The organism is Frigoribacterium sp. CFBP 8759, from assembly GCF_014841655.1.
In the GTDB taxonomy this organism is placed as follows: Bacteria; Actinomycetota; Actinomycetes; order Actinomycetales; family Microbacteriaceae; genus Frigoribacterium.
On the sequence record NZ_JACYUH010000001.1, the window covers coordinates 39,066 to 65,403 of the forward strand.

At 71.2% G+C, this 26,338-nt stretch carries 26 protein-coding genes and 1 pseudogene; 11 read left to right on the plus strand and 16 right to left on the minus strand.

Translation table 11 applies throughout. From position 1 onward, the window contains the following. Positions 1-27 precede the first annotated feature (27 nt). From IFT79_RS00205 to thyX, 6 genes are all read right to left on the minus strand, one after another. Positions 28-1,245, minus strand: a complete 1,218-nt coding sequence (locus IFT79_RS00205) for an ABC transporter permease (RefSeq protein WP_342211728.1) — start codon at positions 1,243-1,245, stop codon at positions 28-30. Beyond that, positions 1,242-2,003 carry an ABC transporter ATP-binding protein gene (locus IFT79_RS00210; protein WP_159826822.1) on the minus strand — a complete coding sequence of 254 codons (762 nt, stop codon included), beginning with the start codon at positions 2,001-2,003 and terminating at the stop codon, positions 1,242-1,244. Before IFT79_RS00210 ends, IFT79_RS00205 begins: the two co-directional genes overlap by 4 nt. Then, entirely contained in the window at positions 2,003-3,025 is a 1,023-nt protein-coding gene (locus IFT79_RS00215; RefSeq protein ID WP_192122628.1) for a hypothetical protein, read from the minus strand. The genes IFT79_RS00210 and IFT79_RS00215 overlap by 1 nt, the downstream gene beginning before the upstream one ends. A 192-nt stretch (positions 3,026-3,217) precedes the next feature. Further along, a complete protein-coding gene (locus IFT79_RS00220) occupies positions 3,218-4,894 on the minus strand; it encodes a ribonuclease J (protein WP_043596674.1) in 1,677 nt (558 codons plus the stop codon). 83 nt (positions 4,895-4,977) lie between these two features. Next, entirely contained in the window at positions 4,978-5,955 is a 978-nt protein-coding gene (dapA, locus tag IFT79_RS00225) for a 4-hydroxy-tetrahydrodipicolinate synthase (protein ID WP_173152341.1), read from the minus strand. A gap of 96 nt (positions 5,956-6,051) precedes the next feature. Continuing rightward, positions 6,052-6,819, minus strand: a complete 768-nt coding sequence (gene thyX / locus IFT79_RS00230) for an FAD-dependent thymidylate synthase (protein WP_277960301.1) — start codon at positions 6,817-6,819, stop codon at positions 6,052-6,054. A gap of 91 nt (positions 6,820-6,910) precedes the next feature. On the opposite strand from thyX, the gene IFT79_RS00235 reads away from it, so the two are divergent. After that, positions 6,911-7,816, plus strand: coding sequence for a TIGR01777 family oxidoreductase (locus IFT79_RS00235; protein WP_192122629.1), 906 nt, complete (start codon positions 6,911-6,913; stop codon positions 7,814-7,816). 27 nt (positions 7,817-7,843) lie between these two features. Here IFT79_RS00235 and IFT79_RS00240 read toward each other — a convergent pair whose 3' ends face one another. Next, positions 7,844-8,263 (minus strand): tetratricopeptide repeat protein, encoded by a 420-nt coding sequence (locus IFT79_RS00240; RefSeq protein WP_192123093.1) that lies wholly within the window; start codon positions 8,261-8,263, stop codon positions 7,844-7,846. Between the two features lie 23 nt (positions 8,264-8,286). Continuing rightward, complete coding sequence (dapB, locus tag IFT79_RS00245; protein WP_056048121.1) at positions 8,287-9,021, minus strand: 4-hydroxy-tetrahydrodipicolinate reductase; 735 nt, start codon at positions 9,019-9,021, stop codon at positions 8,287-8,289. 63 nt (positions 9,022-9,084) lie between these two features. Between dapB and IFT79_RS00250 the strand changes: the two genes are divergently transcribed. Next, complete coding sequence (locus IFT79_RS00250) at positions 9,085-9,612, plus strand: GNAT family N-acetyltransferase (RefSeq protein WP_192122630.1); 528 nt, start codon at positions 9,085-9,087, stop codon at positions 9,610-9,612. Between the two features lie 27 nt (positions 9,613-9,639). Here IFT79_RS00250 and IFT79_RS00255 read toward each other — a convergent pair whose 3' ends face one another. Then, on the minus strand, positions 9,640-10,242 hold the full coding sequence (locus IFT79_RS00255) for a histidine phosphatase family protein (RefSeq protein ID WP_056049062.1): 603 nt from the start codon (positions 10,240-10,242) through the stop codon (positions 9,640-9,642). A gap of 14 nt (positions 10,243-10,256) precedes the next feature. Further along, positions 10,257-11,615 carry a M16 family metallopeptidase gene (locus IFT79_RS00260; RefSeq protein WP_173154709.1) on the minus strand — a complete coding sequence of 453 codons (1,359 nt, stop codon included), beginning with the start codon at positions 11,613-11,615 and terminating at the stop codon, positions 10,257-10,259. A 252-nt stretch (positions 11,616-11,867) separates the two neighbouring features. Here IFT79_RS00260 and IFT79_RS00265 point away from each other — a divergent pair, with 252 nt between their 5' ends. After that, positions 11,868-12,485 (plus strand): TetR/AcrR family transcriptional regulator, encoded by a 618-nt coding sequence (locus IFT79_RS00265; protein WP_056048127.1) that lies wholly within the window; start codon positions 11,868-11,870, stop codon positions 12,483-12,485. 131 nt (positions 12,486-12,616) lie between these two features. Here IFT79_RS00265 and IFT79_RS00270 read toward each other — a convergent pair whose 3' ends face one another. Next, the gene (locus IFT79_RS00270) at positions 12,617-13,666 is read right to left on the minus strand and encodes an aldo/keto reductase (RefSeq protein WP_173152353.1); all 1,050 of its coding nucleotides are present in this window, start codon (positions 13,664-13,666) and stop codon (positions 12,617-12,619) included. A gap of 249 nt (positions 13,667-13,915) precedes the next feature. Further along, positions 13,916-16,189 (minus strand): polyribonucleotide nucleotidyltransferase, encoded by a 2,274-nt coding sequence (locus IFT79_RS00275; protein ID WP_056048130.1) that lies wholly within the window; start codon positions 16,187-16,189, stop codon positions 13,916-13,918. 338 nt (positions 16,190-16,527) lie between these two features. Between IFT79_RS00275 and IFT79_RS00280 the strand changes: the two genes are divergently transcribed. Next, positions 16,528-17,778: a coiled-coil domain-containing protein gene (locus IFT79_RS00280; RefSeq protein WP_192122631.1), complete on the plus strand. Its 1,251-nt coding sequence runs from the start codon at positions 16,528-16,530 to the stop codon at positions 17,776-17,778. Positions 17,779-17,901: 123 nt separating this feature from the next. Here the strand turns inward: IFT79_RS00280 and rpsO are convergent, their stop codons facing one another. Further along, on the minus strand, positions 17,902-18,171 hold the full coding sequence (rpsO, locus tag IFT79_RS00285; RefSeq protein WP_043596660.1) for a 30S ribosomal protein S15: 270 nt from the start codon (positions 18,169-18,171) through the stop codon (positions 17,902-17,904). 93 nt (positions 18,172-18,264) lie between these two features. Next, positions 18,265-18,726, minus strand: a complete 462-nt coding sequence (locus IFT79_RS00290; protein WP_192122632.1) for a VanZ family protein — start codon at positions 18,724-18,726, stop codon at positions 18,265-18,267. Between the two features lie 147 nt (positions 18,727-18,873). On the opposite strand from IFT79_RS00290, the gene IFT79_RS00295 reads away from it, so the two are divergent. After that, positions 18,874-19,608: a M50 family metallopeptidase gene (locus tag IFT79_RS00295; RefSeq protein ID WP_056048138.1), complete on the plus strand. Its 735-nt coding sequence runs from the start codon at positions 18,874-18,876 to the stop codon at positions 19,606-19,608. 37 nt (positions 19,609-19,645) lie between these two features. Here IFT79_RS00295 and IFT79_RS00300 read toward each other — a convergent pair. Continuing rightward, positions 19,646-20,184 (minus strand): annotated as a pseudogene (locus tag IFT79_RS00300) (adenine phosphoribosyltransferase). A gap of 142 nt (positions 20,185-20,326) precedes the next feature. Here IFT79_RS00300 and IFT79_RS00305 point away from each other — a divergent pair. The 3 genes from IFT79_RS00305 to IFT79_RS00315 are packed head-to-tail and all read left to right on the plus strand — an operon-like array spanning position 20,327 to position 22,346. Then, the gene (locus IFT79_RS00305; RefSeq protein WP_192122633.1) at positions 20,327-21,364 is read left to right on the plus strand and encodes a M4 family metallopeptidase; all 1,038 of its coding nucleotides are present in this window, start codon (positions 20,327-20,329) and stop codon (positions 21,362-21,364) included. A gap of 56 nt (positions 21,365-21,420) precedes the next feature. Next, positions 21,421-21,720 (plus strand): protealysin inhibitor emfourin, encoded by a 300-nt coding sequence (locus IFT79_RS00310; RefSeq protein WP_056048144.1) that lies wholly within the window; start codon positions 21,421-21,423, stop codon positions 21,718-21,720. Continuing rightward, a complete protein-coding gene (locus IFT79_RS00315) occupies positions 21,717-22,346 on the plus strand; it encodes a hypothetical protein (RefSeq protein ID WP_159826836.1) in 630 nt (209 codons plus the stop codon). The genes IFT79_RS00310 and IFT79_RS00315 overlap by 4 nt, the downstream gene beginning before the upstream one ends. 134 nt (positions 22,347-22,480) lie before the next feature. Here the strand turns inward: IFT79_RS00315 and IFT79_RS00320 are convergent, their stop codons facing one another. After that, positions 22,481-23,449: a LacI family DNA-binding transcriptional regulator gene (locus IFT79_RS00320; RefSeq protein ID WP_192122634.1), complete on the minus strand. Its 969-nt coding sequence runs from the start codon at positions 23,447-23,449 to the stop codon at positions 22,481-22,483. Positions 23,450-23,627: 178 nt separating this feature from the next. On the opposite strand from IFT79_RS00320, the gene IFT79_RS00325 reads away from it, so the two are divergent. From IFT79_RS00325 to IFT79_RS00335, 3 genes are read left to right on the plus strand one after another with little or no spacing between them, the layout of a single operon-like run. Continuing rightward, complete coding sequence (locus IFT79_RS00325) at positions 23,628-24,452, plus strand: ABC transporter permease (RefSeq protein ID WP_342211731.1); 825 nt, start codon at positions 23,628-23,630, stop codon at positions 24,450-24,452. Then, positions 24,449-25,246, plus strand: coding sequence for an ABC transporter permease (locus tag IFT79_RS00330; protein ID WP_233568518.1), 798 nt, complete (start codon positions 24,449-24,451; stop codon positions 25,244-25,246). The genes IFT79_RS00325 and IFT79_RS00330 overlap by 4 nt, the downstream gene beginning before the upstream one ends. Then, complete coding sequence (locus tag IFT79_RS00335; RefSeq protein WP_192122635.1) at positions 25,243-26,253, plus strand: ABC transporter ATP-binding protein; 1,011 nt, start codon at positions 25,243-25,245, stop codon at positions 26,251-26,253. The genes IFT79_RS00330 and IFT79_RS00335 overlap by 4 nt, the downstream gene beginning before the upstream one ends. Positions 26,254-26,338: the final 85 nt, after the last annotated feature.

The window sequence follows — 26,338 nt, forward strand, 5'->3', positions numbered from 1 at the left end:
CAGCGGCCGGAGGTGCTCCGGTGTGTGTCAGTAGCGGATGGCGTCGATCACCTTGACGCGGATCGCCACGAGAGCAGGCAGGAGACCGGCCACCGCTCCGATCGCCGTGGCCGACGCCAGACCGATCAGGGCCGCCTCGACCGGGAACGGCGGGAGATCGCTGACGGCGCCCTGCGCGATGAAGCCCTGGACCGTCGGGTTCTCGACGACCAGGACGGCCACCATCACGCCGACGGCTCCCGCGACGACCGTGCCGACGACGCTCTCGAGCATGACCGAGAAGAAGACCCGAGGAGCCGTGGCCCCGAAGGACCGGCGCACGCCGATCTCGCGGATGCGCTGACGGACGGTCACGAGCGCGATGTTGACGAGGCCGAGACCGCCCAGCAACAACACCAGCACACCGACCCCGGTGATGATCAGCTTGATGGGACCGAAGGGGTCGGCGTCGCCGCCTGCGGCGTAGTCCTGTCGCGACACGTCGACCTGCACGTCGTCGCCGAGGCTGGCCCCCATGTCGGACGCCACCTGAGCGCTCAGGGCATCGCTGGTCTCGGGCGGCAGCCACATCTCGTACTGCGGGGTCTCGGCGCCGTAGCTCGCCAGCGCGAGGTCGTGGTCGGTGATCGGCAGAAGGTACATCTGCGGACCGTCGTACTCGGTCGCGGCCGAGACTCCGGTGACGACGAGCGTCGCCGAGTCCGCCCCTCGGACCAGCAGGGTCGGATGCGACGACAACGGTGGGGAGCCGAGCTGCCGCCAGAGCACCTCGTTGACGATGACGGGCGGCGCGAGACGTGACGCGTCCCCGTCGGTGAACCACGACCCCTCCGTCATGACGACCCGGTGCATCTCGCCGTAGGGGACGTCGACCGTGACGGCCCCGACCTCGGTCACCCCGTCCGGCAGCTGGACGGCTCGATTGCCGTACACGACGCGGCTGGTCTGCTCGATCCCGTAGCGTGCCGTCGTCGTGGCGAAGGCGTCCGCGATCGCCTTGGTGCTCGGCGACGTGGCACCGTTGGAGTAGGCGTTGACGTAGTAGTTCGCGGGACGGCCACCGAACCGCTCCGCGTTCTCGCGGGAGGACTGCTCGGCGAGCCCGCCGAGGGCGACCACGCCGGTCAGGGCCGCGACGGCGACTGCGACGCCGATCAGGCTGAGCAGCACGCGGAGCTTGTTGACGCGCAGTTCGGCCCAGGCCTCGGCGAAAGCCCCCACCACGTCGGCCACCACACGCTTCACGCGTCGACCTCGTCACGCAAGGACGACGTCGACGCGGCAGACGACGACGTAGGCGTCGGTGTTCCGAGAGCTCCGTCGACCGACGCCGAGAGGACACCGGTGTCGAGCTGGTAGTGCCTCGAGGCCCGGGCGGCGACGGCCAGGTCGTGGGTGATGGTGACCAGGGCGGCCTCGTTCTCGGTTGCGATGCCGTCGAGCAGCGTCATCACCCCGGCGCCCGTCTCGACGTCGAGGGCACCGGTGGGTTCGTCGGCGAGGATGACGCGCGGCCGCCGCACGAGCGACCGGGCGATCGCGACGCGCTGTTGTTCGCCACCCGACAGGCGATGGGGCATGGAGTCGGCCCGGTGACCGAGACCCACGCGCTCGAGCATCTCGCCCGCGATGGACCGGCGACGCCAGAACTCGGAACCCGACGAGTAGAGCAGGGGGGTCATGACGTTCTCGAGGGCCGAGCGCCCCTGGAGCAGGTTGAACTGCTGGAAGATGAACCCGACCTGGGCACCCCTCAGCCGGTCGCGCCGACCGCGCCGGATCGAGCGTACGTCGACGTCGTCGAACCAGTGCGTCCCCGTGGTGGGCTCGTCGATGAGCCCGAGGATGTTGAGCAGCGTGGACTTGCCCGACCCCGAACGACCCACGATGCTCACGTGCTCGCCGGCGTCGACCTCGAGGTCGACGCCCGTGAGGATGTCCAGCGTCCGGTCGTCGGAGAGGGGCACCGTCTTGGTGACCGCCTCCAGCCTGATCAGCGCCATCAGCCGCAGAGGTCCGCGCCCGTGGCCGGGTCGACGCAGTCGCCCTGTGGTGCGGCGGCGGCACCCGGGACGAATTCGAGCACCTGGTCGCCCTCGGCGAGGCCACCCGTGACCTCGACGATCGTGCCGTCGTTGATGCCGAGCGTGATGTCGCGCTCCTCGGTGGAACCGTCCGCTCCGACGACCGAGACGACGCCCTTGCCCGCCGCGCCCTCCACGGCCGTGAGGGGCACGGTCAGGACGTCGGTGGCGACACCGGCAGGGATGGTCAGCCTGGCGGCGAGTCCGCTGAACACGGTGACGTCGCCCGGCACGACGCAGGAGACGCTCTGGCCCGACGAGTCCCCCGTCGGCGCCCCGGCGTCCCCGCCGTCGTCCACCCCGGCGGACGAGGGGGTGCTCCCCCCGACGGTGAGCGCCGTGCACGGGAACGGCGCCGGTCCCCCGGTGATCGCGACGGAACCCTCGGTCGGGCGGCTGACGAGCCGGTACAGCTGGTCGGCAGCGAGCGACCCCGTCACGTGGAAGGTGGGAGGCGCGACCTGCGCGACCGCGTCACCCACGACGACCGTCTGGTCCTTGATCACCGCGACGGCCGAGATCGTCCCGGCCACGGGTGCCGTGATGACGGCGGTCTTGACGATCGGCTTGCGCTCGGTCACGGTGCCGTCGGCGGCCACCAGGGGCTCCTGCGGCGTCTCGGACCGGAGCGTCGCGAGTCGGTCCCCCGCCGCGACCGCCTGTCCCTTGACGACGTCGACGCCGGTGACCGTGCCCGCCAGCGTCGCGGGCACGGGAGCCGCGGGGTCGGCGACGACGCTCGCGTCCACCACCACGTCGTTCGTGATGGTGCCGACGGCCACGGCGACCTGTGGTTCGACCAGCTCGCCGGTCGGCACGGCGACGGTGTCGTCGCCGACGGCCGGCGCCGCGAAGAACGCGAGCTTGACGAGTGCCGCCGCGATGGCGACGAAGATCAGGATGCGCAGGATCGGGAAGACCCAGACTTTGGCGATGCGCACGGCTACCCCCGGTCGATGTACTGACGTGTCAGACGTCACCGTATCGACGCACCGGGTGTCGCCGCCTCACCCCCGAGGATGACTGCGGGCCCGCGATGCCCTCCTCGAGGACCATCAGGGTGCCGGCCTCGCGCCCGGGGTACGACGACGGCCCACGGGGTCTTCCGTGGGCCGTCGTCGTGTGCCTGCGCGTCAGGCGCTGATGACCACCGGCACGATCATCGGACGACGACGGTGCTGCGTGTTCACCCAGCGACCGACCGTGCGCCGCACGACCTGGCTGAAGGCATGCGTGTCGCGCGTGCCGTTCTCCGCCGCCTCGGTGAGGGCCGCGATGATCTTGGGCTTGACGTCGTCGAAGACCCGCTCGTCTTCTGCGAAGCCACGCGACTGGATCTCGGGTCCGACCACGACACGGCCCGTGGACGCGTCCATCGCGATGAAGACCGAGATGAAGCCCTCTTCGCTCAGGATGCGGCGGTCCTTCAGATCGGCGTCGGTGATCTCGCCGACGGTCGAGCCGTCGACGTAGACGTAACCGATGTCGAGCTGGCCGACGACCTCGGCGACTCCGTCGCGCAGGTCGACGACGATGCCGTCCTCGCCGAGGATGGTGTTCTTCTGCGGCACGCCGGTCCGGACCGCCAACGCCGCGTTCGCGTACAGGTGCCGGTGCTCGCCGTGGACGGGCATGACGTTCTTCGGCCGCAGGATGTTGTAGCAGTACAACAGCTCGCCGGCGGAGGCGTGCCCCGAGACGTGGACCTTGGCGTTGCCCTTGTGGACGACCTTGGCCCCGAGTTTGGTGAGGCCGTCGATGACGCGGTAGACCGCGTTCTCGTTGCCGGGGATCAGGCTCGACGCGAGGATGATCGTGTCGTCCGCGCCGATCTCGATCTGGTGCTCGAGGTTCGCCATGCGGGCGAGGACGGCCATCGGCTCGCCCTGTGACCCGGTGCTCATGTAGACGATGCGGTCGTCGGGAAGGTCTTTGGCCTTCTTGGCGTCGATCAGGACGCCGTCCGGCACCTTGAGGTACCCCAGGTCGGCCGCGATGCCCATGTTGCGGACCATCGAGCGGCCCATGAAGGCCACGCGGCGACCGTTGGCGTGAGCCGCGTCGAGCACCTGCTGGACGCGGTGCACGTGGCTGGAGAAGCTCGCGACGACCACGCGACGCGGAGCCCGGCGGATCACGTCGTCGAGCACGGGCCCGATGTCCCGCTCGAGCGCGGTGAACCCGGGCACGTCGGCGTTCGTCGAGTCGGGCAGGAAGAGGTCCACGCCCTCTTCACCGAGGCGGGCGAACGCCCGGAGGTCGGTGATGCGGTCGTCGAGCGGCAGTTGGTCCATCTTGAAGTCGCCGGTGTGCAGCACGGTGCCGGCCGACGTGCGGATGGCGACGGCGAGAGCGTCCGGGATCGAGTGGTTGACCGCGATGAACTCGAGGTCGTACGGCCCGAGCGACTCGCGCCCACCCTCTTTGACGGCCAGGGTGTAAGGCGTGATGCGGTGCTCTTTGAGCTTCGCCTCGATCAGCGCGAGCGTCAGCTGCGAACCGATCAGCGGGATGTCCTTGCGGAGACGCAGGAGGTAGGGCACAGCGCCGATGTGGTCCTCGTGGCCGTGCGTCAGCACGACGGCGAGGATGTCGTCGAGGCGATCACGGATGGGCGAGAAGTCGGGCAGGATCAGGTCGACGCCGGGCTGGTGCTCTTCGGGGAAGAGCACTCCGCAGTCGACGATGAGCAGCTTGCCGTCGATCTCGTAGACCGTCATGTTGCGGCCGATCTCGCCGAGCCCGCCGACCGGGATCACGCGGAGCGTGCCCTTGGCGAGTTCTCGGGGGGCGTGGATTGTCGTGGGCATCTGTTCCTTCGGTTGGCGTGGGGCTCGTGCCCCTCTGTGCGGGAGGTCTGCGGCCGACGACGTCGTCGGCGGGGATCAGGAGGTCAGCGCGTGGTGCCGTGCACCTTGGGCAGCGCACCGCCGGCCGCCGCGTTGCGGTCGGGCCGGAAGCGGCTGAGGTCGAGGCCGGGGATCGAGCCCACGTGCGACAGCTCGTCCTCGATCAGGGCGGCCTCGCTGTCTTCCGGGCCGACCAGGGGGAGGCGCACGCGGGGGCTCGAGATGCGACCGAGGCCGTGCAGGATGTACTTCGCCGCGACGGTGCCCGGCACGTGCGTCATGACGGCGCGCACGAGCGGCTCGAGCATCTGGTGCGCCTCGGTCGCGGTGTGCAGGTCGCCGGCGTTCACGGCGTCGACGATGGTGCGGTACGGCGCCGCGGCGATGTTCGCGGTGACGCCGATGAGGCCCGAGGCGCCGATGGCGAGGTGGGGCAGCACGTTGGCGTCGTCGCCCGAGAAGTAGAGGAGGTCGGTCTGGTTCAGGACCCGACTGACTTCGGCGAAGTCGCCCTTGGCGTCCTTCACGGCGACGATGTTCGGGTGCTTGGCGGCCCGGAGCAGGGTCTCGTACTTGATCGGGATGCCGGTTCGGCCCGGGATGTCGTACAGGATGACCGGCAGGTCGGTCGCGTCGGCGATCATGCGGAAGTGCGTGAGCACACCGGCCTGCGTGGGTTTGTTGTAGTAAGGCGTGACGATCATGACGCCGTCGGCGCCGGCCTTCTCGCTGGCCTTGTAGAGCTGGATGGCGTGCGCCGTCTCGTTCGACCCGCCACCCGTGATGATCTTGGCCCGGCCTGCGGCGACCGACTTGCCCACCTCGACGAGTCGGAGCTTCTCGGGGTCGGTCAGCGTGCTGGTCTCGCCCGTCGTGCCCGTGACGACGATGCCGTCGGCCCCGGCGCTGATGCAGTCGTCGATGTGCTTCTCGACAGCAGGCCAATCGACCTCGCCGTCAGCGGTGAACGGCGTCACGAGGGCGACGAGGACCTGACCGAAGGGGTTGCTGATGTTCGACACGCCCTCCAGCGTACTGGCTCGCGTCGGGCCCGACCTCCTCGTGAGGCGTCCGACGCCCCGGTCAGGAGGCGCCGGTCGCGTCGGCGACGACGGCCGTCAGGGGGCGACGCGCCCGTTCGCCCCGAACGCCGCGTAGGTGAGCGGCATGAGCTCGGCCCAGAGGTCTTCCATCTTCTCGGCGCACATCTCGATCTCGCGCTGCGGGAACGACGGGAAGTGGGTGCCCTCGCGCTTCGTCCGGAGGCTCAGGAAGTTCATCAGGGACCGTGCGTTCACGGTCACGTACATCGACGAGTAGATGTTCAACGGCAACACGATCCGCGCGACCTCGCGGGCGATGCCGGCGTCCAGCATGCGCTGGTAGGCCTCGAACGCCTGCACCGACGCGGCGCGGGTGGCCTCGTCGACCAGCGCGGACTGCTCGGGTGTGCCGGGCAGGAAGTCGTAGGCGCCGGGCTTGCCGACCTGCTGCAGGTTGCGCGTGGGAGCGGGGACGTAGAAGACCGGGTTCAGCTCGCGGTAACGACCGCTCTCTTCGTTGTAGCTGGCCATGCGGTGACGCATGAACTCGCGGAAGACGAAGATCGGCGCCTGCACGTAGAAGGTCATCGAGTTGTGCTCGAACGGCGAGCCGTGACGGTCGCGCATCAGGTAGTTGATCAGGCCGGCACCCTTGGTCGCCTGGGCCCCGTCGGCCGACGCCTGCGCGCCGTCGAGTGTGAGCTCGCCCATGGTGGAGACCCGGGCCGCGAACAGCACGTCGGAGTCGTGGGCACTCGAGCGGACCAGCTCGACGGTGACGTCGGAACGGAACTCGGGGGTCTTGTCGGAGGGCACGGCGGGGGTGGCTTCGGTCTCGGGCACGGCGTCGACTCTACCTCGCAGGGCGCTCCCGACGGGAAGCGCCCGCGCCACCGGCGGACGCTCCCCCAGCGGGCCGGAATACGGTGTCCCCATGACCGACGCACTCACCGTCCTGATCTCCGGCGCCAGCGGCATGATCGGCACCGAACTCACCCGCCAGCTGCGCGAGGCAGGCCACCGTCCGCTCTCGCTGGTGCGTCGCGAACCCCGGGCCGACGACGAGTACACCTGGGTGCCCAGCGCCGGCATCGTCGACCACGACCTGATCGCCCGCGCGGACGCCGTCGTGAACCTGGCCGGCGCCTCCTTGGGTCGTCTGCCCTGGACGGCCGGGTACAAGCGCGAGATCCTCGAGTCACGTCTGGCCGCGACGTCGACGCTCGTCGACGGCATGGCGGCGGCGTCCACGGCGCCCTCGACGTTCCTCAGCGGCTCGGCCGTCGGCGTCTACGGCGATCGGCCCGGCGAACGACTCATCGAGTCGAGCGGCCGGGGTGAGGGGTTCCTGAGCGACGTCGTCGTCGCCTGGGAGGCCGCCGCCCGGAAGGCCCCCGAGGCCACGCGCGTCGTGATGCTGCGGACCGGCATCGTCATCGGCCCCGGAGGAGGCGCGCTCAAGCCCCTGCTGCCGCTCACCAAGCTGGGGCTCGGCTCGCGACTCGGCACCGGCGACCAGTTCTGGCCCTGGATCAGCCTGCACGACGAGGCCGCCGCGATCGTGCACCTCCTCACGTCGTCCGTCTCGGGACCCGTGAACCTGGTCGGCCCCACGCCGGCGACGAGCGATCTCGTGACGCGCACCCTGGCGGCCGACCTGCACCGTCCCTACCTGCTGGGCGTTCCCGAGGCCGTCATCTCGACCGCCATGCAGGAGGCCGGGCGGGAGATGCTGCTGCCGAGCCAGCAGGTCGTGCCCGAGGTGCTCGAGCGCGACGGCTTCACCTTCAGGCACCGCACGGTCGAGGACGCGCTGACCGCGTTCGTCGACGCGCTCTGAGCACGGGCACGACTCGGGCGGGCGGGTTCAGCCGGCCGTCTCGCGCCGGAGCTTGATGGCCCAGCGCAGGGCCTGACGAGCTCGTCGGCGGTCACCGCAGGCGTCGTAGGCCAGGCCCAGGCGGAACCACGCGCGCCAGTCGTCGGGTGCCGCCTCGACGGCCGTCTTGTAGGCGGGGAACGCCGCGTCGGCCGCCTCGCGCTCGTACCGACCGGAGGTACGCCGTGGCACGTCGTCGACCGGCAATCCGCCCTCGGCCGCGAGTTGCCCGACGATCTGCTGTGTGCGCAGACCGAAGCGCAGTTCGACCACCAAGGCGAACAATCCCAGGAGGGGGAGGACGAGCAGGGCGACGCCGAGCGCGATGGCGACCGGTTCGCCCGTCGACAGGAAGAGGACGGCCCGCTGACCGACCAGCACGACGTAGAGGAGCAGGAGCAGCGCCATCAGGAGCGCGGCCGCACGCCCCTTCACGATTCGAGGGGCAGGACGGCGTCGAGCCCCACGACGACCCCGGTCACGCCCGGGGTGGCCTCGATGGCGACGAGGAGCCCCTTCTCGTACGCGCGCTGCGAGAGCGTGTCGTGCGTGAGAGTGAGGGTCTCGCCGTCACCGCCGAAGACGACCTCCTGCCTCGCGACGACGCCGCGCAGGCGCATGCTGTGCACCGGCACACTCGCCACCTGCTGACCCCTGGCCCGTTGGTCCGCGTGCGGCGCCGACACCGGGCCGAGGTCCCGACGAGCCTCGGCGATGAGTTCCGCCGTGCGCACGGCCGTGCCCGACGGCGAGTCGACCTTGCCCTGATGGTGCGCCTCGACGATCTCGACGGATTCGTAGAAGCGCGCCGCGAGGGTGGCGAACCGCGTCGCGAGCACCGAACCGATCGAGAAGTTCGGCACCACCAGGACGCCGGGGCCGTCCGCGTCGGAGACGACCGTCGAGAGACGGGCCAGGCGTTCGGCGTTGTAGCCCGAGGTTCCGACGAGCACCGGGATGCCCGCGCGGACGACGTGCTCGACGATCCCCGGACTGACGGCAGGGTGCGTGACGTCGACGACGAGGTCGGCCCCGAGGACGTCGTCGAGATCGTCGCGGGACGAGAGACCGGCGTGGAGCTCGAGCCCCGGGGTGCGCTCGACGAGGTCGACGATGAACGAACCGAGGGTGCCGGTGGCTCCCACCACGGCGATGCGCGAAGTCATGCCGTCCAACTTACCGGGGGCACCACGACGGACCGGGCCGCGCCGCGACCTAGCATGGACGGCATGCCCAGGTTCCGCGAGAAGAGCGTCTCCTCCCCCGATGCCGCCGCCCTCCTGACCGAGTACTTCACCGAGCGCGAGAGCACCTTCCCCTCGGCACAGGGCACGTACACGACGACCCTGCCCGACGCCACGGCCTTCGTGCCGCCGGGCGGCGTGTTCGTCGTCGTCGAGGGAGAAGCGGCCGACCCGGACGCGGGTCGGGCCTCCGAGCCGATCGCGTGCGGCGGCATCCGACTCATCGCCCCCTCGGCCTCGGGGGCCGTGCGGTACGAGGTCAAGCACCTCTACGTGCGTCCCGCGGGCCGGGGACTGGGTCTCGGTCGGGCCTTGCTGGACGAACTCGAACGTCGGGCGTCCGCATTCGGGGCCGACGAGATCGTGCTCGACACGAACGACAGCCTGGCGGCTGCCGGAGGGCTCTACCGCAGCGCGGGATACGCGACGATCGAGCCCTACAACGCGAACCCGAACGCCACGACGTGGTACGGCAAGGCCGTCCGGGCAGAGGACCCGCGCGGGACCGCCTGAGGGGGGTGGCACCGGCGGACGAAGAGGTCAGAAGGGCTGTTCGACCGGAAGGCCGGTGCGCAGCTCGACGGGCAGGTGCCCGAGGTCGTTGTGCGTCACGAGCTCCGGCGGCTTCGCCGATCGCACCCGGATGATCGTCAACCCGGCGTTGGCCTGGTTGACGCCCATCCACCGCCAGTCGGGTGCTCCGAACACCTCGCGGACGAACCACCCGATCACGAAGTTGTGCGTGATGAGGAGATCGTGGCGGTCCTCTCGGGCCGGGGTGAGCCACTCGGCGACCGCGTCGGACATCTGGGCCTGCCCGGCCTCGATCTGCTCGTCCGTGACCCCGCCGAAGAACGGCTTGTAGGACGACGGCATGTCGGCCGTCGGACCGGACGGCACGCAGTCGAAGAGGAGGGTCGACGGCTGTGACTCGAGTGCCGGCATGCGCTCGGTCATGATCGCGGCCGTCTCTTCGGCACGCTCGAGCGGGGAGTGCCACGCTGCGTCGAAGGGGACTCCCCCGAGGCGCTCGGCGAGGAGGCGCACCTGGCGTTTGCCCCGTTCGCTCAGTGGACCGTCGGGCAGTCCGTGCTCGGCGTCCTGCTGTTCGCCGTGCCGGACGAGGTAGAGGTAATGGGACACCGTCGTCTCCTGGTTCATCGAGGGGTCGCTCCCGACGTCGTCGTCGGGATCGGGAAGGACGTCTCGTCGACCTCGCCCACCAGCACGGTCGACAAGGGGCCGGAGAGGAGGCGGTCCGCCAACGTCCGGACGTCGTCGGACGTCACGGCCTCGACCCGGGCGAGGGACGTGTCGAGGTCGACGAACTCACCGGTCGAGATCTCGGCTCGACCAAGGCGGTTCATCCGGGTGTCGCTGTCCTCGAGGGCGAGGGCCGCCGCCCCTCCGAGTTGGCCGAGGGCTCGTCGGCGCTCGTCGTCGGTGATGCCGTCGGTGGCGAGGCCTTCGAGCTCGCCGAGCATGAGCCGGGCGACCTCACCGGCGTTGGCGGGCGTGCACCCGGCATAGAGCCCGAAGAGACCGGCGTCGGAGTAGCTCGGGGCGAACGAGTAGACCGAGTAGGCGAGTCCACGGCGCTCACGGATCTCTTGGAACAGTCGAGACGACATGCCCCCGCCGAGCACCGAGTTCAGCACGGCCAGGGCGGGTCGACGGTCGTCCCCGACGGAGATGCCCGGCAGCCCCAGCAGGACGGTGGCCTGCTCGAGGGGACGCCGGATCACCTGGAGCGGTTCGCCCGCGACGAGCCCGACGGGCGCGTCGTCGCGACGGGGCACGGGCGACGCCGCCTCGGTGGGCCACCCGGCCCGGTCGAGCGCCGCCGTCAACCGTTCGAGTGCTCGGTCGTGGTCGACCGCCCCGGCGATGGACACGACGAGATCCTGCGGACGGTAGTTCGCGCGGTAGTGCCGATCCACGTCGTCGCGGGCCGCAGCACGGATGCTCTCGGGCGAACCCCCGATGGGACGACCGAGCGGGTGGTCGCCGAAGACCGACTCGAAGAGCCGCTCACCGGCCATGTCGGCGGGATCGTCCTCCGCCATGGCGAGTTCTTCGAGGATCACCCCACGTTCGGTCTCGAATTCGGCCGGGTCGAGGGTCGACGAGGTCACCATGTCGGTGAGCACGTCGATCGCGTCGTCGAGGTCGACGTCGCGCACCCGGGCGTAGTAGCAGGTGTACTCCTTGGCCGTCGCGGCGTTGTGCTCGCCACCCACCGACTCGAACGACACCGCGATGTCGAGGGCGGAACGGGTCGGGGTGCCCTTGAAGAGGAGGTGCTCGAGGAAGTGGGTCGACCCCCGTTCGGCGTCCGACTCGTCACGGGACCCGACCGCGACCCAGAGGCCGATGGTCGTGCTGCGCGCCCCGGGCATGCGCTCGCTGAGCACCCGGACGCCCGAGGGCAGCACGGTGCGCCTCACCAGCGCGTCGCCCGTGGCGCGGAAGGAGATCTCGACCTCGTCGAGCGGGAAGGAGACAGGGCCGTTCATCATGTCGAGCCTAGGCGACCTCCCCTGCGGTAGTCCGTGAGCCCCACGGGACGGCTGGCACCCGAACTGGGGGACGATTCTGAGGACAAACAGACAACTCTGTTTGTCCTCATCGGTGTTAGAGTCAGACCACCGACGACGACCCCATCCCCCCTGATGGTCGTCGTCGGCGGCTGGTCGGACGTCGTCAGAAGGTCCGGAGCGCGCGTCCCCCACGCGGCTTCTAGCCGAGACGTCCCAAGGAGCCACGCTGTGACGGTCGATTCCCCCCAACCGGCCGTCCAGCGTCTCCCTGGTCGCCCTCGCGCCGACTCCCCCGTCCCCGGTGCCCGATCCCGCGTCCTGACGACCGCCGATCGCCTGTTCTACGACGAGGGCGTCCGCGTCGTCGGCGTCGACCGCCTCATCGCCGAGTCGTCGGTGACCAAGGCGACGTTCTACAAGCACTTCGGCGCGAAGGACACCCTCGTGCTCGAGTACCTCGCCGGTCGTCACGACCTCGAGGCGGCCGAGCTGTCCGCCCTGGTCGAGGCCCACGACGGGGGCCGCGCGACCCTCGAGGCGTACCTCGAGGCGGTCGGCGCCCGACTCCAGACCGTGTCGTTCCGAGGCTCGGCCTTCGCCAACGCGGCGTCCGAGTTCAGCGATCCGACCCACCCCGTCCGTCTCGCCATCGCCGAGCACCGCGAGTGGCTGACGGCCGAGATGGTCTCCCTCTTCAAGGTCGCGGGCCACCCCCTGCCGGGCGACGCAGCGGACGATCTCGTCCTCGCCCTCGACGGCGCCCAGGTGGGCGCCTACGCCGGCGACGCCATCGCCGCGGCGGCTTCCCTGCGCCGCACGGCGGAGCGGCTCCTCGTCGCCGCCTAGGTCATCGGCGGACGACGCAGCACATCGACGTCACCATGGGCGCTGTCCCGGCAGCGCGTCACCGTGGCGCCGTCCCCGCGGACGTCGTCGTCGGGTACCCCCAGGTACGGGCCGACCACGTCGCCTGGCGGTCAGGCCGAGGCGCGGTCGAGGTCGAGGACCTGGTTGCGTGTGAGCTGCACCCGCGCGGCCTGGGCGAGTTCGTAGACCTGCTTGGCGTTCGTCGCGCTGGCCACCGGTGCCACGACGTTCGGCTTGGCGAGCAACCAGGCCAGCGCGATCGCAGCACTCGAGACCTCGTGGACGGACGCGATGCGGTCCAGCTCGTGCACGACCTTGAGGCCCCTCTTGGACAAGTACTTCGCGAGCGCCCGGCGACGGGGGCTGTGGGCGAAGTCGGAGCGCGAACGGTACTTGCCCGTGAGGAACCCACTGGCGAGGGCGAAGCGCGGCATGACGGCGAGTCGCTGCTGCGCGGCGACGTGCGCCAGGCCCTTCTCGTACTCGGACCGGTCGAGAAGGTTGTACTGGTTCTGCAGGGCCACCATCGGGGCGATTCCGAGCATCCCCGCCGCGATGCGGGCCTCGTAGAGGCGGTTGCCCGAGTGGTGGGAACCGCCGAACCATCGGACCTTGCCCACCCGGATGAGGTGGTCGACGGCCAGCAGGGTGCGCTCGAACGCCACCTCGGTGTCGTCCACGTGCAAGTAGAGCAGGTCGATGCGGTCGGTTCCGAGCCGCTCGAGGGACGCGTCGACGGCCCGCTCGATCGCGCGGGGGGTCAGACCGGGGTTGTCGGCGCTCTTGCCCACCTTGGTGGACACGACCATGTCGTCGCGTGATCGACGGGAGCGCATCCACGATCCGATCATGATCTCGCTGCGACCCCCGGCGTAGGAGTCGGCCGTGTCGACGAAGTTGCCGCCGAGATCGAAGTAGGCGTCGAGCACGGAGGTCGTCTCGGCCTGGTCGGCCGTCCACCCGAACACGTTGCCGCCGAGGGCCAGGGGGAAGACCTTGAGGTCGGAGAGGCCCAGACGGCGGCGCGGCTGGATGATGCCGAGATCGACGGGAACGGTGGGCTGGGCGGCGGAGGCCCGGGCGGCGGCGGCCGCGATGGCGGCCGCGGCGGCGAAGTCGGACGTGGCAGAACGGGCGAGCTCGGCCGTCGTCTCGGTCACGCCGTTCCTTCCTCGTCGCGAACTCCCGATGCGACTCTGTGCAATCGCATGGGGTATGGTTCGCCCTCCACGATCAAGAATACGGCCACGCGCCCGGTTTCCGCCGCCGCCGCACCCAATCGTTACGCCGTGTCGCCGCCCCGATCCGGGGGACGCGCCTCCTGCTCCGGCAGCGACCAGGGAGCCCCGCCGGGACGGCGAAGGGCCCGCCCCGACCGAGGTCGGGGCGGGCCCTTCGTGGTGCGGTGACTACGCGTCGACGGACTCGTCGGTCGACTGCTCGGTCGCTCCGCTCGAGTCGGTGTCGGCTTCTTCCGCCACGACCGGGGCGAGCGAGAGCTTGCCGCGGTCGTCGATCTTCGTGATCTCGACGAGGATCTTCTGGCCGACGCCGAGGACGTCCTCGACGTTCTCGACGCGCTTGCCGCCGGCGAGCTTGCGGACCTCGCTGATGTGCAGCAGGCCGTCCTTGCCGGGGAGGAGCGAGACGAACGCACCGAAGGACGCGATCTTGACGACCGTGCCGAGGAACTGCTCGCCGATCTCGGGGTTGGTCGGGTTGGCGATCGCGTTGACCTGGGCGCGGGCGGCCTCGGCCGAGGGGCCGTCGACGGCACCGATGTAGACGGTTCCGTCTTCTTCGATGCTGATGTCGGCGCCGGTCTCGTCCTGGATGGCGTTGATCGTCTTGCCCTTGGGGCCGATCAGCTCGCCGATCTTGTCCTGCGGGATCTGGACCGAGATCACGCGGGGCGCGGTCGGGGCCATCTCGTCGGGGGCGTCGATCGCCGAGTTGAGCACGCCGAGGATGGCGGTGCGCGCCTCCTTGGCCTGCTTGAGGGCGGCGTCGAGCACGGCGGTCGGCAGACCGTCGAGCTTGGTGTCGAGCTGGATCGCCGTGACGAACTCGCTCGTGCCGGCGACCTTGAAGTCCATGTCGCCCAGAGCGTCTTCGGCACCGAGGATGTCGGTCAGGGCCGCGTAGCGGGTCTGACCGTCGACGGTGTCGGAGACGAGTCCCATGGCGATGCCGGCGACCGGGGCCTTGAGGGGCACACCGGCGTTGAGCAGCGACAGGGTCGACGCGCAGACCGAACCCATCGACGTCGAACCGTTGGAGCCGAGGGCCTCGGACACCTGACGGATCGCGTAGGGGAACTCTTCGCGGCTGGGCAGCACCGGCACGAGGGCGCGCTCGGCGAGGAAGCCGTGCCCGATCTCGCGACGCTTCGGCGACCCGACGCGGCCGGTCTCACCGGTCGAGTAGGGCGGGAAGTTGTAGTGGTGCAGGTAGCGCTTCTTGGTGACCGGGCTCAGCGAGTCGATCTGCTGCTCCATCTTGAGCATGTTCAGCGTGGTGACGCCCATGATCTGGGTCTCGCCGCGCTGGAAGATGGCGGAGCCGTGGACGCGCGGGATGACCTGCACCTCGGCGTCGAGCGGACGGATGTCGGCGAGGCCGCGGCCGTCCATGCGGATCTGCTCGGTGAGGATGCGGTCGCGGACGACCTTCTTCGTGGCCGACTTGTAGGCGGCACCGACCTGGCCGAGGGCCGTGTCGGGCAGCTCGCCCGCGTCGACCTTCGCGGCGATCGCGTCCTTGACACGCGACTTGAGGGCGTCGTCGGCGTCCTGGCGCTCGATCTTGCCGGCGATCTTGTAGACCTCGGCGAGCTCGGTGCCGGCGGCGGCCGTGACGGCCTCGAGCACCTCGTCGGTGTAGGGGAGGAACACCGGGTAGTCGGCGATCTCCTTCGCGGCCTGGGCGGCCATCGTCGCCTGGGCGTCGACGAGCTGCTTGAGGAAGGGCTTGGCGGCCTCGAGGCCCTGGGCCACGATCGCCTCGTCGGGCTTCGTGGCGCCGCCCTGGATGAGACCCCAGGCGTGCTCGGTGGCCTCGGCCTCGACCATCATGATCGCGACGTCCTCGTTGCCGGCGGCGTCGGTGACGACACGGCCCGCGACGGTCAGGTCGAAGACGGCGTCCGCGAGCTGGCTGGCCTTGGGGAAGGCGACCCACTGGTCACCGATCAGGGCGAGACGCACACCGGCGATGGGGCCGGAGAACGGCAGACCCGAGATCTGGGTGGAGGCGCTGGCCGCGTTGATCGCGAGGGCGTCGTAGAACTCGTCGGGAGCGATGCTCAGCACCGTGATGACGACCTGGACCTCGTTGCGCAGACCCTCGACGAACGAGGGACGCAGCGGCCGGTCGATGAGGCGGCAGACCAGGATGGCCTCGGTCGAGGGGCGACCCTCGCGGCGGAAGAACGAGCCGGGGATCTTGCCCGCGGCGTACGAACGCTCTTCGACGTCGATGGTGAGCGGGAAGAAGTCGAAGTTGTCCTTCGGCTTCTTGCTGGCGCTCGTGGCCGACAGGAGCATGGTGTCTTCGTCGAGGTAGGCAGCGACGGCTCCCTGAGCCTGCTGGGCGAGACGACCGGTCTCGAATCGGATGGTGCGCTTGCCGAACTTGCCGTTGTCGAGGACGGCTTCGCCGAACTTGATCTCTGGACCCTCCATGTGGGGGCTACTCCTCTTTGTTTTGCATCGAGGCCCCGTGTGGGCATCGATGTGTACCGGAGCGGGCGGCGTGGACGGCATGGCGACATGCACGTGCAACAACGCGACGGAGGCGGTGGCACGTCTGGCCAACAGTAGAAACGGTCGGACCCCGCACCCGACCCGGACGCTCGGCGTCGGTCGGGGCATTCCGCCTGTCACCACCGGTGACCAGCAGCCGTACCGGCCTGCTCCGAGCGCGATCTTAGCACTCGGACCCGTCCGGCCGGGGTCCGCGACGCGGGTGTCGCCCGGACGGGGAGGCGCGGTGCCGGGGGGACGGCGTTAGGGTCGGTTCCATGCGTGCTCACGACAGGTCCGGCCGGGATCGTCGCGCGAGCCGCCTCGCGGTGGCGACCGGCGCCTCCTTGGCTCTCGTGTTGACGACGCTCGTGGCGCCGTCCGCCGCGTCCGCCGCGGGGTACCCGACCTGGGCCCAGGTCGAGGCCGCGAAGGGGAACGCTGCGGCGACCCAGGCGCAGGTCGGCCTGATCGACGCGTCGCTCGACAGCCTCGAGAAGGCCGCGTCCGACCGCAGCGACGAGGCGGTCCTCGCCGACCAGGCCGACGCGGCGGCGCAGTCCGACCTCGCGGCGGCGTCGCAGCGAGCGGACGAGCTCTCGGCCGACGCCGAGCGTGCGCGGGCCACCGCCGACACGGCGGAGCGGGAGGCCGGCCAGCTCGCCGGCAGCCTGTTCCGCACCGGCGGCACGCAGACCCTGGGCACCGACCTCTTCACGTCGCCCGACCCCGGGGCCGCGCTGTACCAGTTGGGCTCGCTCACGCAGCTCGGCGACCGGTGGCAGACGGTGCTCGCCGACGCCACGACCGCGAGCAACACGGTGTCGTCCCTCAGCGAGCAGGCGACGACCGCGGCCGACCGGCGCGACTCGCTCGCGCGTGATGCCCGGGCCACGGCCGACCAGGCCGCCGCGGCGCAGGCGACCGCGGACGCCGAGGTGGCCAGCGCCACCCAGAGGTCGTCCGACCTCTACGCCCAGCTCGCCGCCCTGAAGGACTCGACGGCGGAGCTCGAACAGCAGTACCGGGCCGGGGTCGCCGCGCAGCAGGCGTACGCGGCGCAGGAGGCCGCGGCGAAGGCCCAGGCCGCCGCCGCCGCGAGGGCGCCGTCACGTGGCGGATCGTCCGGAGGTGGCGGATCGTCCGGGGGTGGTGGATCGTCCGGGGGCGGGGCGACCGTCCCCGGCACGGGACGTCCCGGCGGAGCGACGCCTCCCCCGACCGGAGCGGTGAACGACCCGGCGGGCGCCAAGGCCTACGCGGCCACGAAGGTCGGGTCCGGGGCCGAGTACACCTGCCTCGTCCAGCTCTGGAACAAAGAATCGGGCTGGCGCACCAACGCGACCAACCCGTCGGGCGGTGCCTACGGCATCCCCCAGGCCCTGCCCGGCAACAAGATGGCCTCGAGTGGACTGGACTGGCAGACGAACTACCGCACCCAGGTGGATTGGGGCATCGGGTACATCCAGGGCCGCTACGGCACGATGTGCGCCGCGTGGGCGCACTCGGTCGCGAACAACTGGTACTGAGCGCCGCACCTGCCCTCGGGCACGGGCACCGCCCCTCCCCCGGAACGAGAGAACGGCCCCCTCGGCGTGCAGCCGGAGCTGGGTGCCGAGGGGGCCGTCGTCGAGACGTCCGGAGCGCGAGGACTAGCGGCGCAGGCCGAGACGACCGATGAGCGTGCGGTAGCGCTCGATGTCGACCTTGGACAGGTAGCCCAGGAGGCGACGGCGCTGGCCGACGAGCAGCAACAGGCCACGACGCGAGTGGTGGTCGTGCTTGTGCTCTTTGAGGTGCTCGGTCAGGTCGAGGATGCGCTGCGTCATCACGGCGACCTGGACCTCGGGGGATCCGGTGTCGCCGGGGTGGGTCGCGTATTCTTCGATGATCCGGGTCTTGACGTCAGGTGCGAGTGCCATGGAGGGATCCCCTTTCAGTTCGTTGCGCGGTGCTCGTCACCGGATGTGCGAGCTCTCTTTCTCCGCGGCCGTTCAGACGGCAACCTGAGGAGCCTACCAGACGGGCGCCGCCGACCCCTGTCGCGATCGGCCCCGTCCCCGACCCCGACGCCGCCGGGGCAGGACGAGTCCGACGAACGCCGCGCCGATCGCGGCCCCGAGGGTGTTCATGACGAGGTCCTGCGGGTCGGAGAAGCGCGTGGCCGACAGGTACGTCGCCTGGAAGGTCTCGATGCCCACCGTCGCGGCGAACCCGACCACGATGCCGACCCACCAGAAGCGCTTCGGCAGCAGGAGCGCCGGGAACATGCCCATCGGGACGAACATCGCCACGTTCGCCGCGGCCTCGACCCGGGCGAAGGTGATCCACGAGGTCTCGTCGTGCCGGGCGAAGACGTCGAGCGCCCGCCAGAGCAACGCTCCGGTGTCCGCGTCGTAGACGCTCGGTCGCAGGGTCATCCAGGCGACCCCGGCGAGGTAGACGAGGGTGAGCAGGAGGAGGACGGCGCGACGCATCCGTCCATGGTGCGGCACCGGTCGGTGGGAGGACGCCCGGAACGGCCCAAGATCAGCCTGGAGGACGACCCGCCCCGGGGGCGACCGCGGCAGGGCCGAGGAGGCGCGGTGCGCGACCCCGCGCACCGCGCCTCCTAGGCTCGTCGGGTGGACGCACTCACCGACCTCTGGGCCCGGATCAGCCAGCTCGCCGCCCCCCTGCCCGGCTCGTGGCTGCTCGGCAGCGTCGCCGCCGGCCTCCTGCTCGTGCTGCTGCCGGGCATCTGGCACACGGTGCGGCACGCCGTCACCGTCGTGCACGAGGGCGGGCACGGCCTCGCCGCGGTGCTGACCGGTCGTCGGCTGACGGGCATCCGACTGCACTCGGACACCTCGGGCCTGACCGTGTCGAAGGGGCCGCGGACCGGGGCGGGCATGGTCATCACGTTGCTCGCCGGCTACACCGCACCCGCGATCGCCGCCCTGGGCGCCGCGTGGCTGCTGTCGGCCGGCTACGCGGCCGGGCTGCTCTGGGCCCTGCTGCTGCTGCTCGCGCTGATGCTCGTGCAGATCCGCAACTGGTTCGGGCTCTGGGTGGTGCTGCTCGGCGCCGCCCTCGTCGTCGCCGTGACGTTCTTCGCGTCGCCGACCTGGCAGGCGGTGTTCGGACTCGTCGTGACGTCGGTCCTCGGCTTCGGCGCGCTGCGGGCGTCGCTCGAACTGCAACGGAGCCGGCGGCGCTCACGCTCGACCGCGTCGGACGCCGACCAGCTCGCCGGGCTGACCCGGGTGCCGGGCGTCGTCTGGGTCGGGGTCTTCGTGCTCGTCGCCCTGGGCTGCCTGCTGGGCGGGGCGGGGTTGCTCTTCCCCGGTGCGCTCGAAGCCGCTCGGTCGTTCGCCTGAGGTCCGACGGCCACCGGCACCCGACCGACGCGAGACGTCAGGCGGGGGCGGACGACAGGGCGTGCACGGGGACGTGGCCCTCGAGGCGGGCCCGGCCACCGAGGCCGTCGAGCTCGAGCAGCACGGCGACGCCGGCCACGACGTAGCCCGCTCGTTCGAGCAGGGTGACGGTCGCCTCGACCGTGCCGCCGGTCGCCAGCACGTCGTCGACGATCAGGACGCTCGACCCGCCGGGATCTGGTTCGGACGCAGTTCGAGCGTGGCCTCGCCGTACTCCAGGGCGTAGCTCTCGCTGAGGACCTCGCCGGGCAGCTTGCCCGCCTTGCGCACCGTGAGGACGCCGACGCCCTGCTCGATCGCGATGGCCCCGGCGAGCGCGAAGCCGCGCGCCTCGATGCCGGCGACGGCGACGAACCCGCCGTCGAACGGCTCGGAGAGCGCCGTGGTCACGGTGGCGAACGCGTCGGCGTCGGAGAAGAGCGGGGTGACGTCGCGGAAGAGGATGCCGGGCTTCGGGAAGTCGGGGACGACGGCGATCTTGCTGTCGACGAACGAGGAGGCATCGGTGACGGTCATGCCCCCAACGGTAGTCGGGCGGACGGCGCCCCCCGCCCCTCGAGGCCTGCTGAGTCCGTCCCCGCGACGCGCGACCGACCGGTACGTCACGATCGTGTGAACAGTCGGGCCCGATGTCGGAGGCGCGTGCGAGAGTGCACGCATGTCGCGGTTCATCGTCCCCCCGTACCTGCTCGCCCACCTCGCCGAAGCCGATTCGCCCCGCCTGCACCGGGCACCGCAGGCCGCGCGCAACGGCCTGCTCGCGATGGAGGCCGTCGACCGCAACGCGACTCCCCCGGTCGTCCGGGGGGCGCTCGGCGTGGAGTCCGTGCTCGAGCGCACGGTGTCCGACGCGCAGGGCACCGAAGAGCTGCCGGGCGTCCGCGTCCGCGGCGAGGGCGAACCCGCCACCGACGACGTCGCCGCCACCGAGGCGTACGACGCCCTCGGCGCGACCTACGCGCTGTTCCACGAGGTCTACGGGCGCTCGTCGATCGACGGCGCCGGGCTGCCGCTCGACGCGACCGTCCACTACGGCCAGGACTACGACAACGCCTTCTGGAACGGCGAGCGGATGGTGTTCGGCGACGGCGACGGCGAAGTCTTCGGGCGCTTCACGGCCTCGGTCAGCGTCATCGGGCACGAGCTCACCCACGGCGTCACGCAGTACACCGCGAACCTCACCTACCAGGGGCAGTCGGGTGCGCTCAACGAGTCGGTCAGCGACGTGTTCGGGGCGCTCGTCGAGCAGCACCTGTTCGGGCAGACCGCCGACGACGCGACCTGGCTCATCGGCGAAGGGCTCTTCACCGCCGAGGTGCAGGGGCGGGCGCTGCGGTCGATGAAGGCCCCGGGCACCGCGTACGACGACGACGTCCTCGGGAAGGACCCCCAACCCGCCCACCTGGACGACTACGTCGAGACCACCGACGACAACGGCGGGGTGCACCTCAACTCGGGCATCCCCAACCGGGCCTTCTACCTCGTCGCCAAGGCGCTCGGTGGCGAGGCCTGGTTGCGGGCCGGGCAGATCTGGTACGACACGCTCATCGGCGGCACGCTGTCGACCGAGGCGACCTTCGCGCAGTTCGCGGCGGCCACCGTGGACGCTGCGACCACACGGTACGGAGCGGACTCCGACGAGACCCGCGCGACGTCGGCCGGGTGGAAGGGCGTCGGGGTCACCCCGGCCAGCTGACGCCGACCGGCACGAGACCCTGCTGCCCCGGACACGGCCGGGGTAGCATCGCGCCCATGAAGGTCACCGTGTCGCGCTCCGGTGGCTTCGCCGGTCTCACCCGCAGTTGGACGGTCGACGTCGACTCCGAGCCCGACACCGAGTCGTGGCTCGTCCTCATCGACCAGGTGCCCTGGTCGCAGGCCCCGGCCGCCGCGCAGGCCGTGCAGCCCGATCGCTTCGTCTGGGTCATCACGGCCGAGACCCGGCCCACCCGCAAGGCCAAACTGCCCGAGCAGCAGGTCACGGGGCCGTGGCGCGAGCTCGTGGACCGCGTCCGCAGCACCTCCGAGGCCGAGGCCGGTCCGACCCGATGAGCGACCGTACGCGCCGACCTCGTCGGCGTCTCTCGGGCGAGGTGCTCGCGGGGCTGCTCGCCCTCGTCGTCCTCGTGGCGGGCGGGGTCGGGGTGGCCGTGGTGCAGAGCGGCAACCCGCTGAACGTCCGAGGGGCCGTCACCGCGCCTCCGTGGGGTCGACCCGCCACCGACCGGCTCGAGACCCGGGCCGCCGCCGCCGGTCTCGAGAACGTCTGGGGCCAGGACCTCGCCATGCACGTGCACACGCACCTCTCGATCACCGTCGACGGGCAGGCGGTGACCGTGCCCGGCGACATCGGGCACGACTCGGACGCGAAGTTCGCCGCCGAGATCCACACGCACGACACGAGCGGCATCGTGCACGTCGAGTCCCCCACCCGCGAGACGTTCGTGCTGGGCCAACTGTTCAGCGAGTGGGACGTCGCCCTCGACGGACGCGGGGTCGGGTCGCTCGGGCACGACGACGGGCTCGAACTGCACACCTTCGTCGGCGGCAGCCCCTACACGTCCGACCCGGCCGGCATCCCGCTGCGGGACTTCGAACGCATCGACCTCGTGCTCGCGCCGATCGGCGAGACCGTCACCGCGCCTCCGGCATTCGCCTGGCCCGCCGACTACCGCTGAGGCGCCTCCCGCTGAGGCGCCCGACACCCGACGCCCGACGCCTGACGCCCGACGCCCGGTGCCCACCGCAGAGCCTCCTCCGGCCCGGCCGCCTCCAGCCGAGCCGCGTCGGGCTCCGCAGCCCGTCGGCGAGGTCAGGGCCAGCGGACCGGCACCGGGAGGCGCGTGGAGGTCGGCTCGGACGGCCCACCCGGTGCCAGCAGCTCGAGCAGGCGGCCGGCCGCGACCCGCCCCAGGTGCTCGCCGTCGACGTCGATCGCCGGGACGCCGACCAGACCGAGGGCGTCGACGACCATGCGCTCCGAGCTGACCGTGACGGAGCGGTCGCGGTGCTCGTCGGCCCGGAGGACGAACATCAGGCCGAGCCCGATGGCCGTCGCGTAGGGCACGACGGCCGTCGCCCCGGAGGCGAGGACGTGGTCGCTCGCCCGGACGCCGGCTTCGAAGGTCGACGGGTAGGGACCCAGCACCGTGAGCTCGGCCCGGCCGGCCGCCGCGTCGACCACCGCGGCCGTGCGTTGGGTGTTCTGCCACGAGCCGTCGGGCCCGCCGAGGTAGACGACGCGCTCGTGCCCCTCGGCGACGAAGCGCGACACGAGCGAGCCGAAGGCGGCCGCCGTGTCGGCGACGACCGACGACACCCCGGTCACCTCGCGGTCGACGAGCACGGTCGGCTTGTGGCCGGTCGCGGCCCGCACGACGTCGTCGGCCCCGCGCGGGGCGACGACGATGAACCCGTCGACCTGGTGCGACAGCCGCTCGAACGCCGACAGCTCGCCCGCCTCGGCCAGCGGGTGGACGGCGACCGTCAGCTGGAGGTCGGCCTCGCCCGCCGCGGCCTGGGCCCCGGCGATGATCGGCGTGAAGAACGCGTTGTCGAGGGTCGGCACGACGAGCGCGACCACGCCCGTGCGCCCCCTCGCCAGCTGGCGGGCCGCCCGGTTGGGCACGAAGCCGAGCTTCTCGGCGGCGGCGAGCACGCGTCCGGCCGTGTCGGGCGACACCAGCTCGGGGCGGCTGAGGACGCGAGAGGCGGTGGCCTTCGACACGCCCGCCAGCGTCGCCACGTCCGCCAGCGTCGCGAGCCGCCCTGCCCCAGTCATGCCCACCACCCTAGGGCCTCCGTGAAACCGGTCCCGCGCGGCGGTCCGACGCTTGTAACAAGGTGTTTACACAGCGGGGCCGACGCAGGCGACCAGCGCCCTTAGGGTCGATGTAACCGGTTTCACCCGAGGTGGGGTCGGCATCCCCCCAGAGGCCACACCGATCGGAGGACAACCCGTGACGTCCCGCAAACCCGCGCTGCTCCTGCTGCTGCCGGGCCTCGCGTTCCTGCTGATCGGTTTCGCTGTGCCGTCGCTCGCGATGCTCTTCGCCCCACCCGGCGTGACCGCCGGCGAGATCGTCGGCCGCCTCGGCCAGATGCTCACCGACCCGTTCGACCTGCGCATCATCGGTCGGACCGTGGGGCTCGGCCTGGTCGTCACGGTCATCTGCGTGGCCCTCGGCTTCCCCATCGCCTACCTGCTGGCCCGTTCGACCTCGCGCTGGTCGGGCGTCCTGCTCGCCCTGGCGATCTTCCCGCTGCTGCTCAGCAACGTCGTCCGCACCTTCGGGTGGCTCGTGGTGCTCGGCAAGAACGGCGCCATCGGTCAACTGCTCACGACGCTCGGCCTGGTCGACGAGGCCCCGCAGCTGCTCTACACCGAGCTGGCGATCGTGCTGGGCCTGACCCAGTTGTTCCTGCCGCTCGCGATCATCTCGTGCTACTCGGCCGTGGCCCAGGTCGACCCGGGCCTCGACGACGCCGCCAGCGGACTCGGCGCGAGCCGCACGCGAACCTTCTGGAGCATCGTCGTGCCCCTCTCTCTGCCCGGCGTCGTCGTCGCGGCCACCCTCGTCTTCGCGGGCTCGGTCACCGCCTACACGACCCCGTACCTGCTCGGCGGCTCGGGCCAACGCATGCTCGCCACCCAGCTCTTCTCGTACTCGAGCGTGACGATCGACTGGGCCGGGGCCTCGGCCACCGCCCTGATCATGACCGTGTTGGTCTTCGTCGTCTCCGGCTTGTCGTCGCTCGTCGCCCGGAAAGGAGCCACCTCGTGACCACCCGCCGCCCGGTCGCCGGCACGCTCGCCGTCGCCGGCTACGTCGTGATGATCGTCCCGATCCTCTTCGTCGTCGCCACCGCGTTCACGAGTGAACGCACCCTGCGCTTCCCGCCCCAGGGGTTCTCGCTGCGCTGGTTCGAGGCCGCCTTCGGCTACGACCCGTTCACCCAGGCCCTGGTCTCGAGCCTCCAGCTGGCCCTGATCGCCACCGTGCTCGCCCTGCTCGTCGGCATCCCCGCGACCCTGGCGATCCATCGCGGCAGGCTGCCGGGCAAGGGCCTCGTCGAGGCGCTGTTCCTGTCGCCCCTGATCGTCCCGGAGCTCGTGGTGGGGCTCGCGCTCTACCAGCAGCTCGTCATCGGGTTCCGGCTCGACGCCTTCCCCGTGCTGTTGATCGGGCACACCGTGTTGATGCTGCCCTACGCGGTCCGCGTGACCGGCGCCTCCCTGGCACTGGCCGACCCCGCCCTCGAGGAGGCCGCCCGCGGTCTCGGCGCGTCTCCCCTGCGGGCCTTCGTCACGGTGACCCTGCCCCTGCTGCGGCCCGGCATCTTCTCGGCGGCGCTGCTCAGCTTCGTCACCTCGTTCAACAACGTGCCCCTGTCGCTGCTGCTGCAGAGCCGCGACTTCCGCACCCTGCCCGTCACGATGCTCGACTACGTGCAGCAGAGCTACGACCCCATGGTCGCGGCGATGGCCACGCTGATCCTCGCGGGCACCGTCGTCATCGCCGTCATCGCCGAACGCACCGTCGGCTTCGCCAAGATCTTCGGAGGCATCAACAGATGAGCACCGCAGCAGAATTCGTCGCCGTCAGCCAGGTCTTCGGCGACTTCACCGCCGTCGACTCGATCGACCTGTCGATCGCCGAGGGCAAGCTCACGACGCTGCTCGGCCCGAGCGGCTGTGGCAAGACGACGAGCCTGCGCATGCTCGCCGGCTACGCCGCCCCGTCGTCGGGGACGATCCGCATCGCCGGCGTCGACAGCACGCGCACCCCACCCGAGAGGCGCGACCTGGGCATGGTGTTCCAGTCCTACGCACTGTTCCCGCACCTGAGCGTCGCCGACAACGTCGGCTACGGCCTGAAGCTGCGGGGCGTCGACACCGCCGAGCGCCGCCGTCGCGTCATGGAGACCCTCGACCTGGTCGGCTTGGCCCACCTCGCCGGCAGCAAGCCGAAGAAGCTCTCGGGCGGCCAGCAACAGCGCGTCGCGCTGGCCCGCGCCATCGCCATCCGGCCGAAGCTGTTGCTGCTCGACGAACCCCTGTCGAACCTCGACGCGCGCCTGCGCGTCCAGATGCGCGCCGAGATCCGCCGCATCCAGGGCGAGACGGGCCTCACCGTCGTGTTGGTCACGCACGACCAGGACGAAGCGCTCGAGATGAGCGACGACATGGTGCTCATGCGGGCCGGCCGGATCATGCAGCAGGGCTCGCCCCAGCACGTGTTCCCGAACCCGGCGAACCGCTTCGTCGCCGACTTCCTCGGCTACGAGAACTTCGTCACGGCGACCGACGGCACGCTGCTCGCGATCCGCCCCGAGCACCTCGGGGTCGTCCCCGGGACCCCCGCAGGAGGCGCGGTGCCCGACGGCCTGCAGCTCGCCGCGGTCGTCACCGACGTCGCGTACCGCGGGGTCGACCTGCTCGTCACCGTGCAGGCCGTCGACGCCGCCGGTGCCGAGGTGCGCCTGCTGTCGGACGTCCGCAGCACCGGCTCCGAGACGGTCGCGATCGGCGACCGGGTGACCGTCTCGGCGCCGGCGTCGCGGCTCGTGGCCCTCGCCGACTGACCCGCCCGGTGCGCGGAGCCGCGCGCGCCTCCTCGGGTCTCCCCTCCACCGTCCCACCCGCCCGCGTTCCACACCGCCCGGTCTC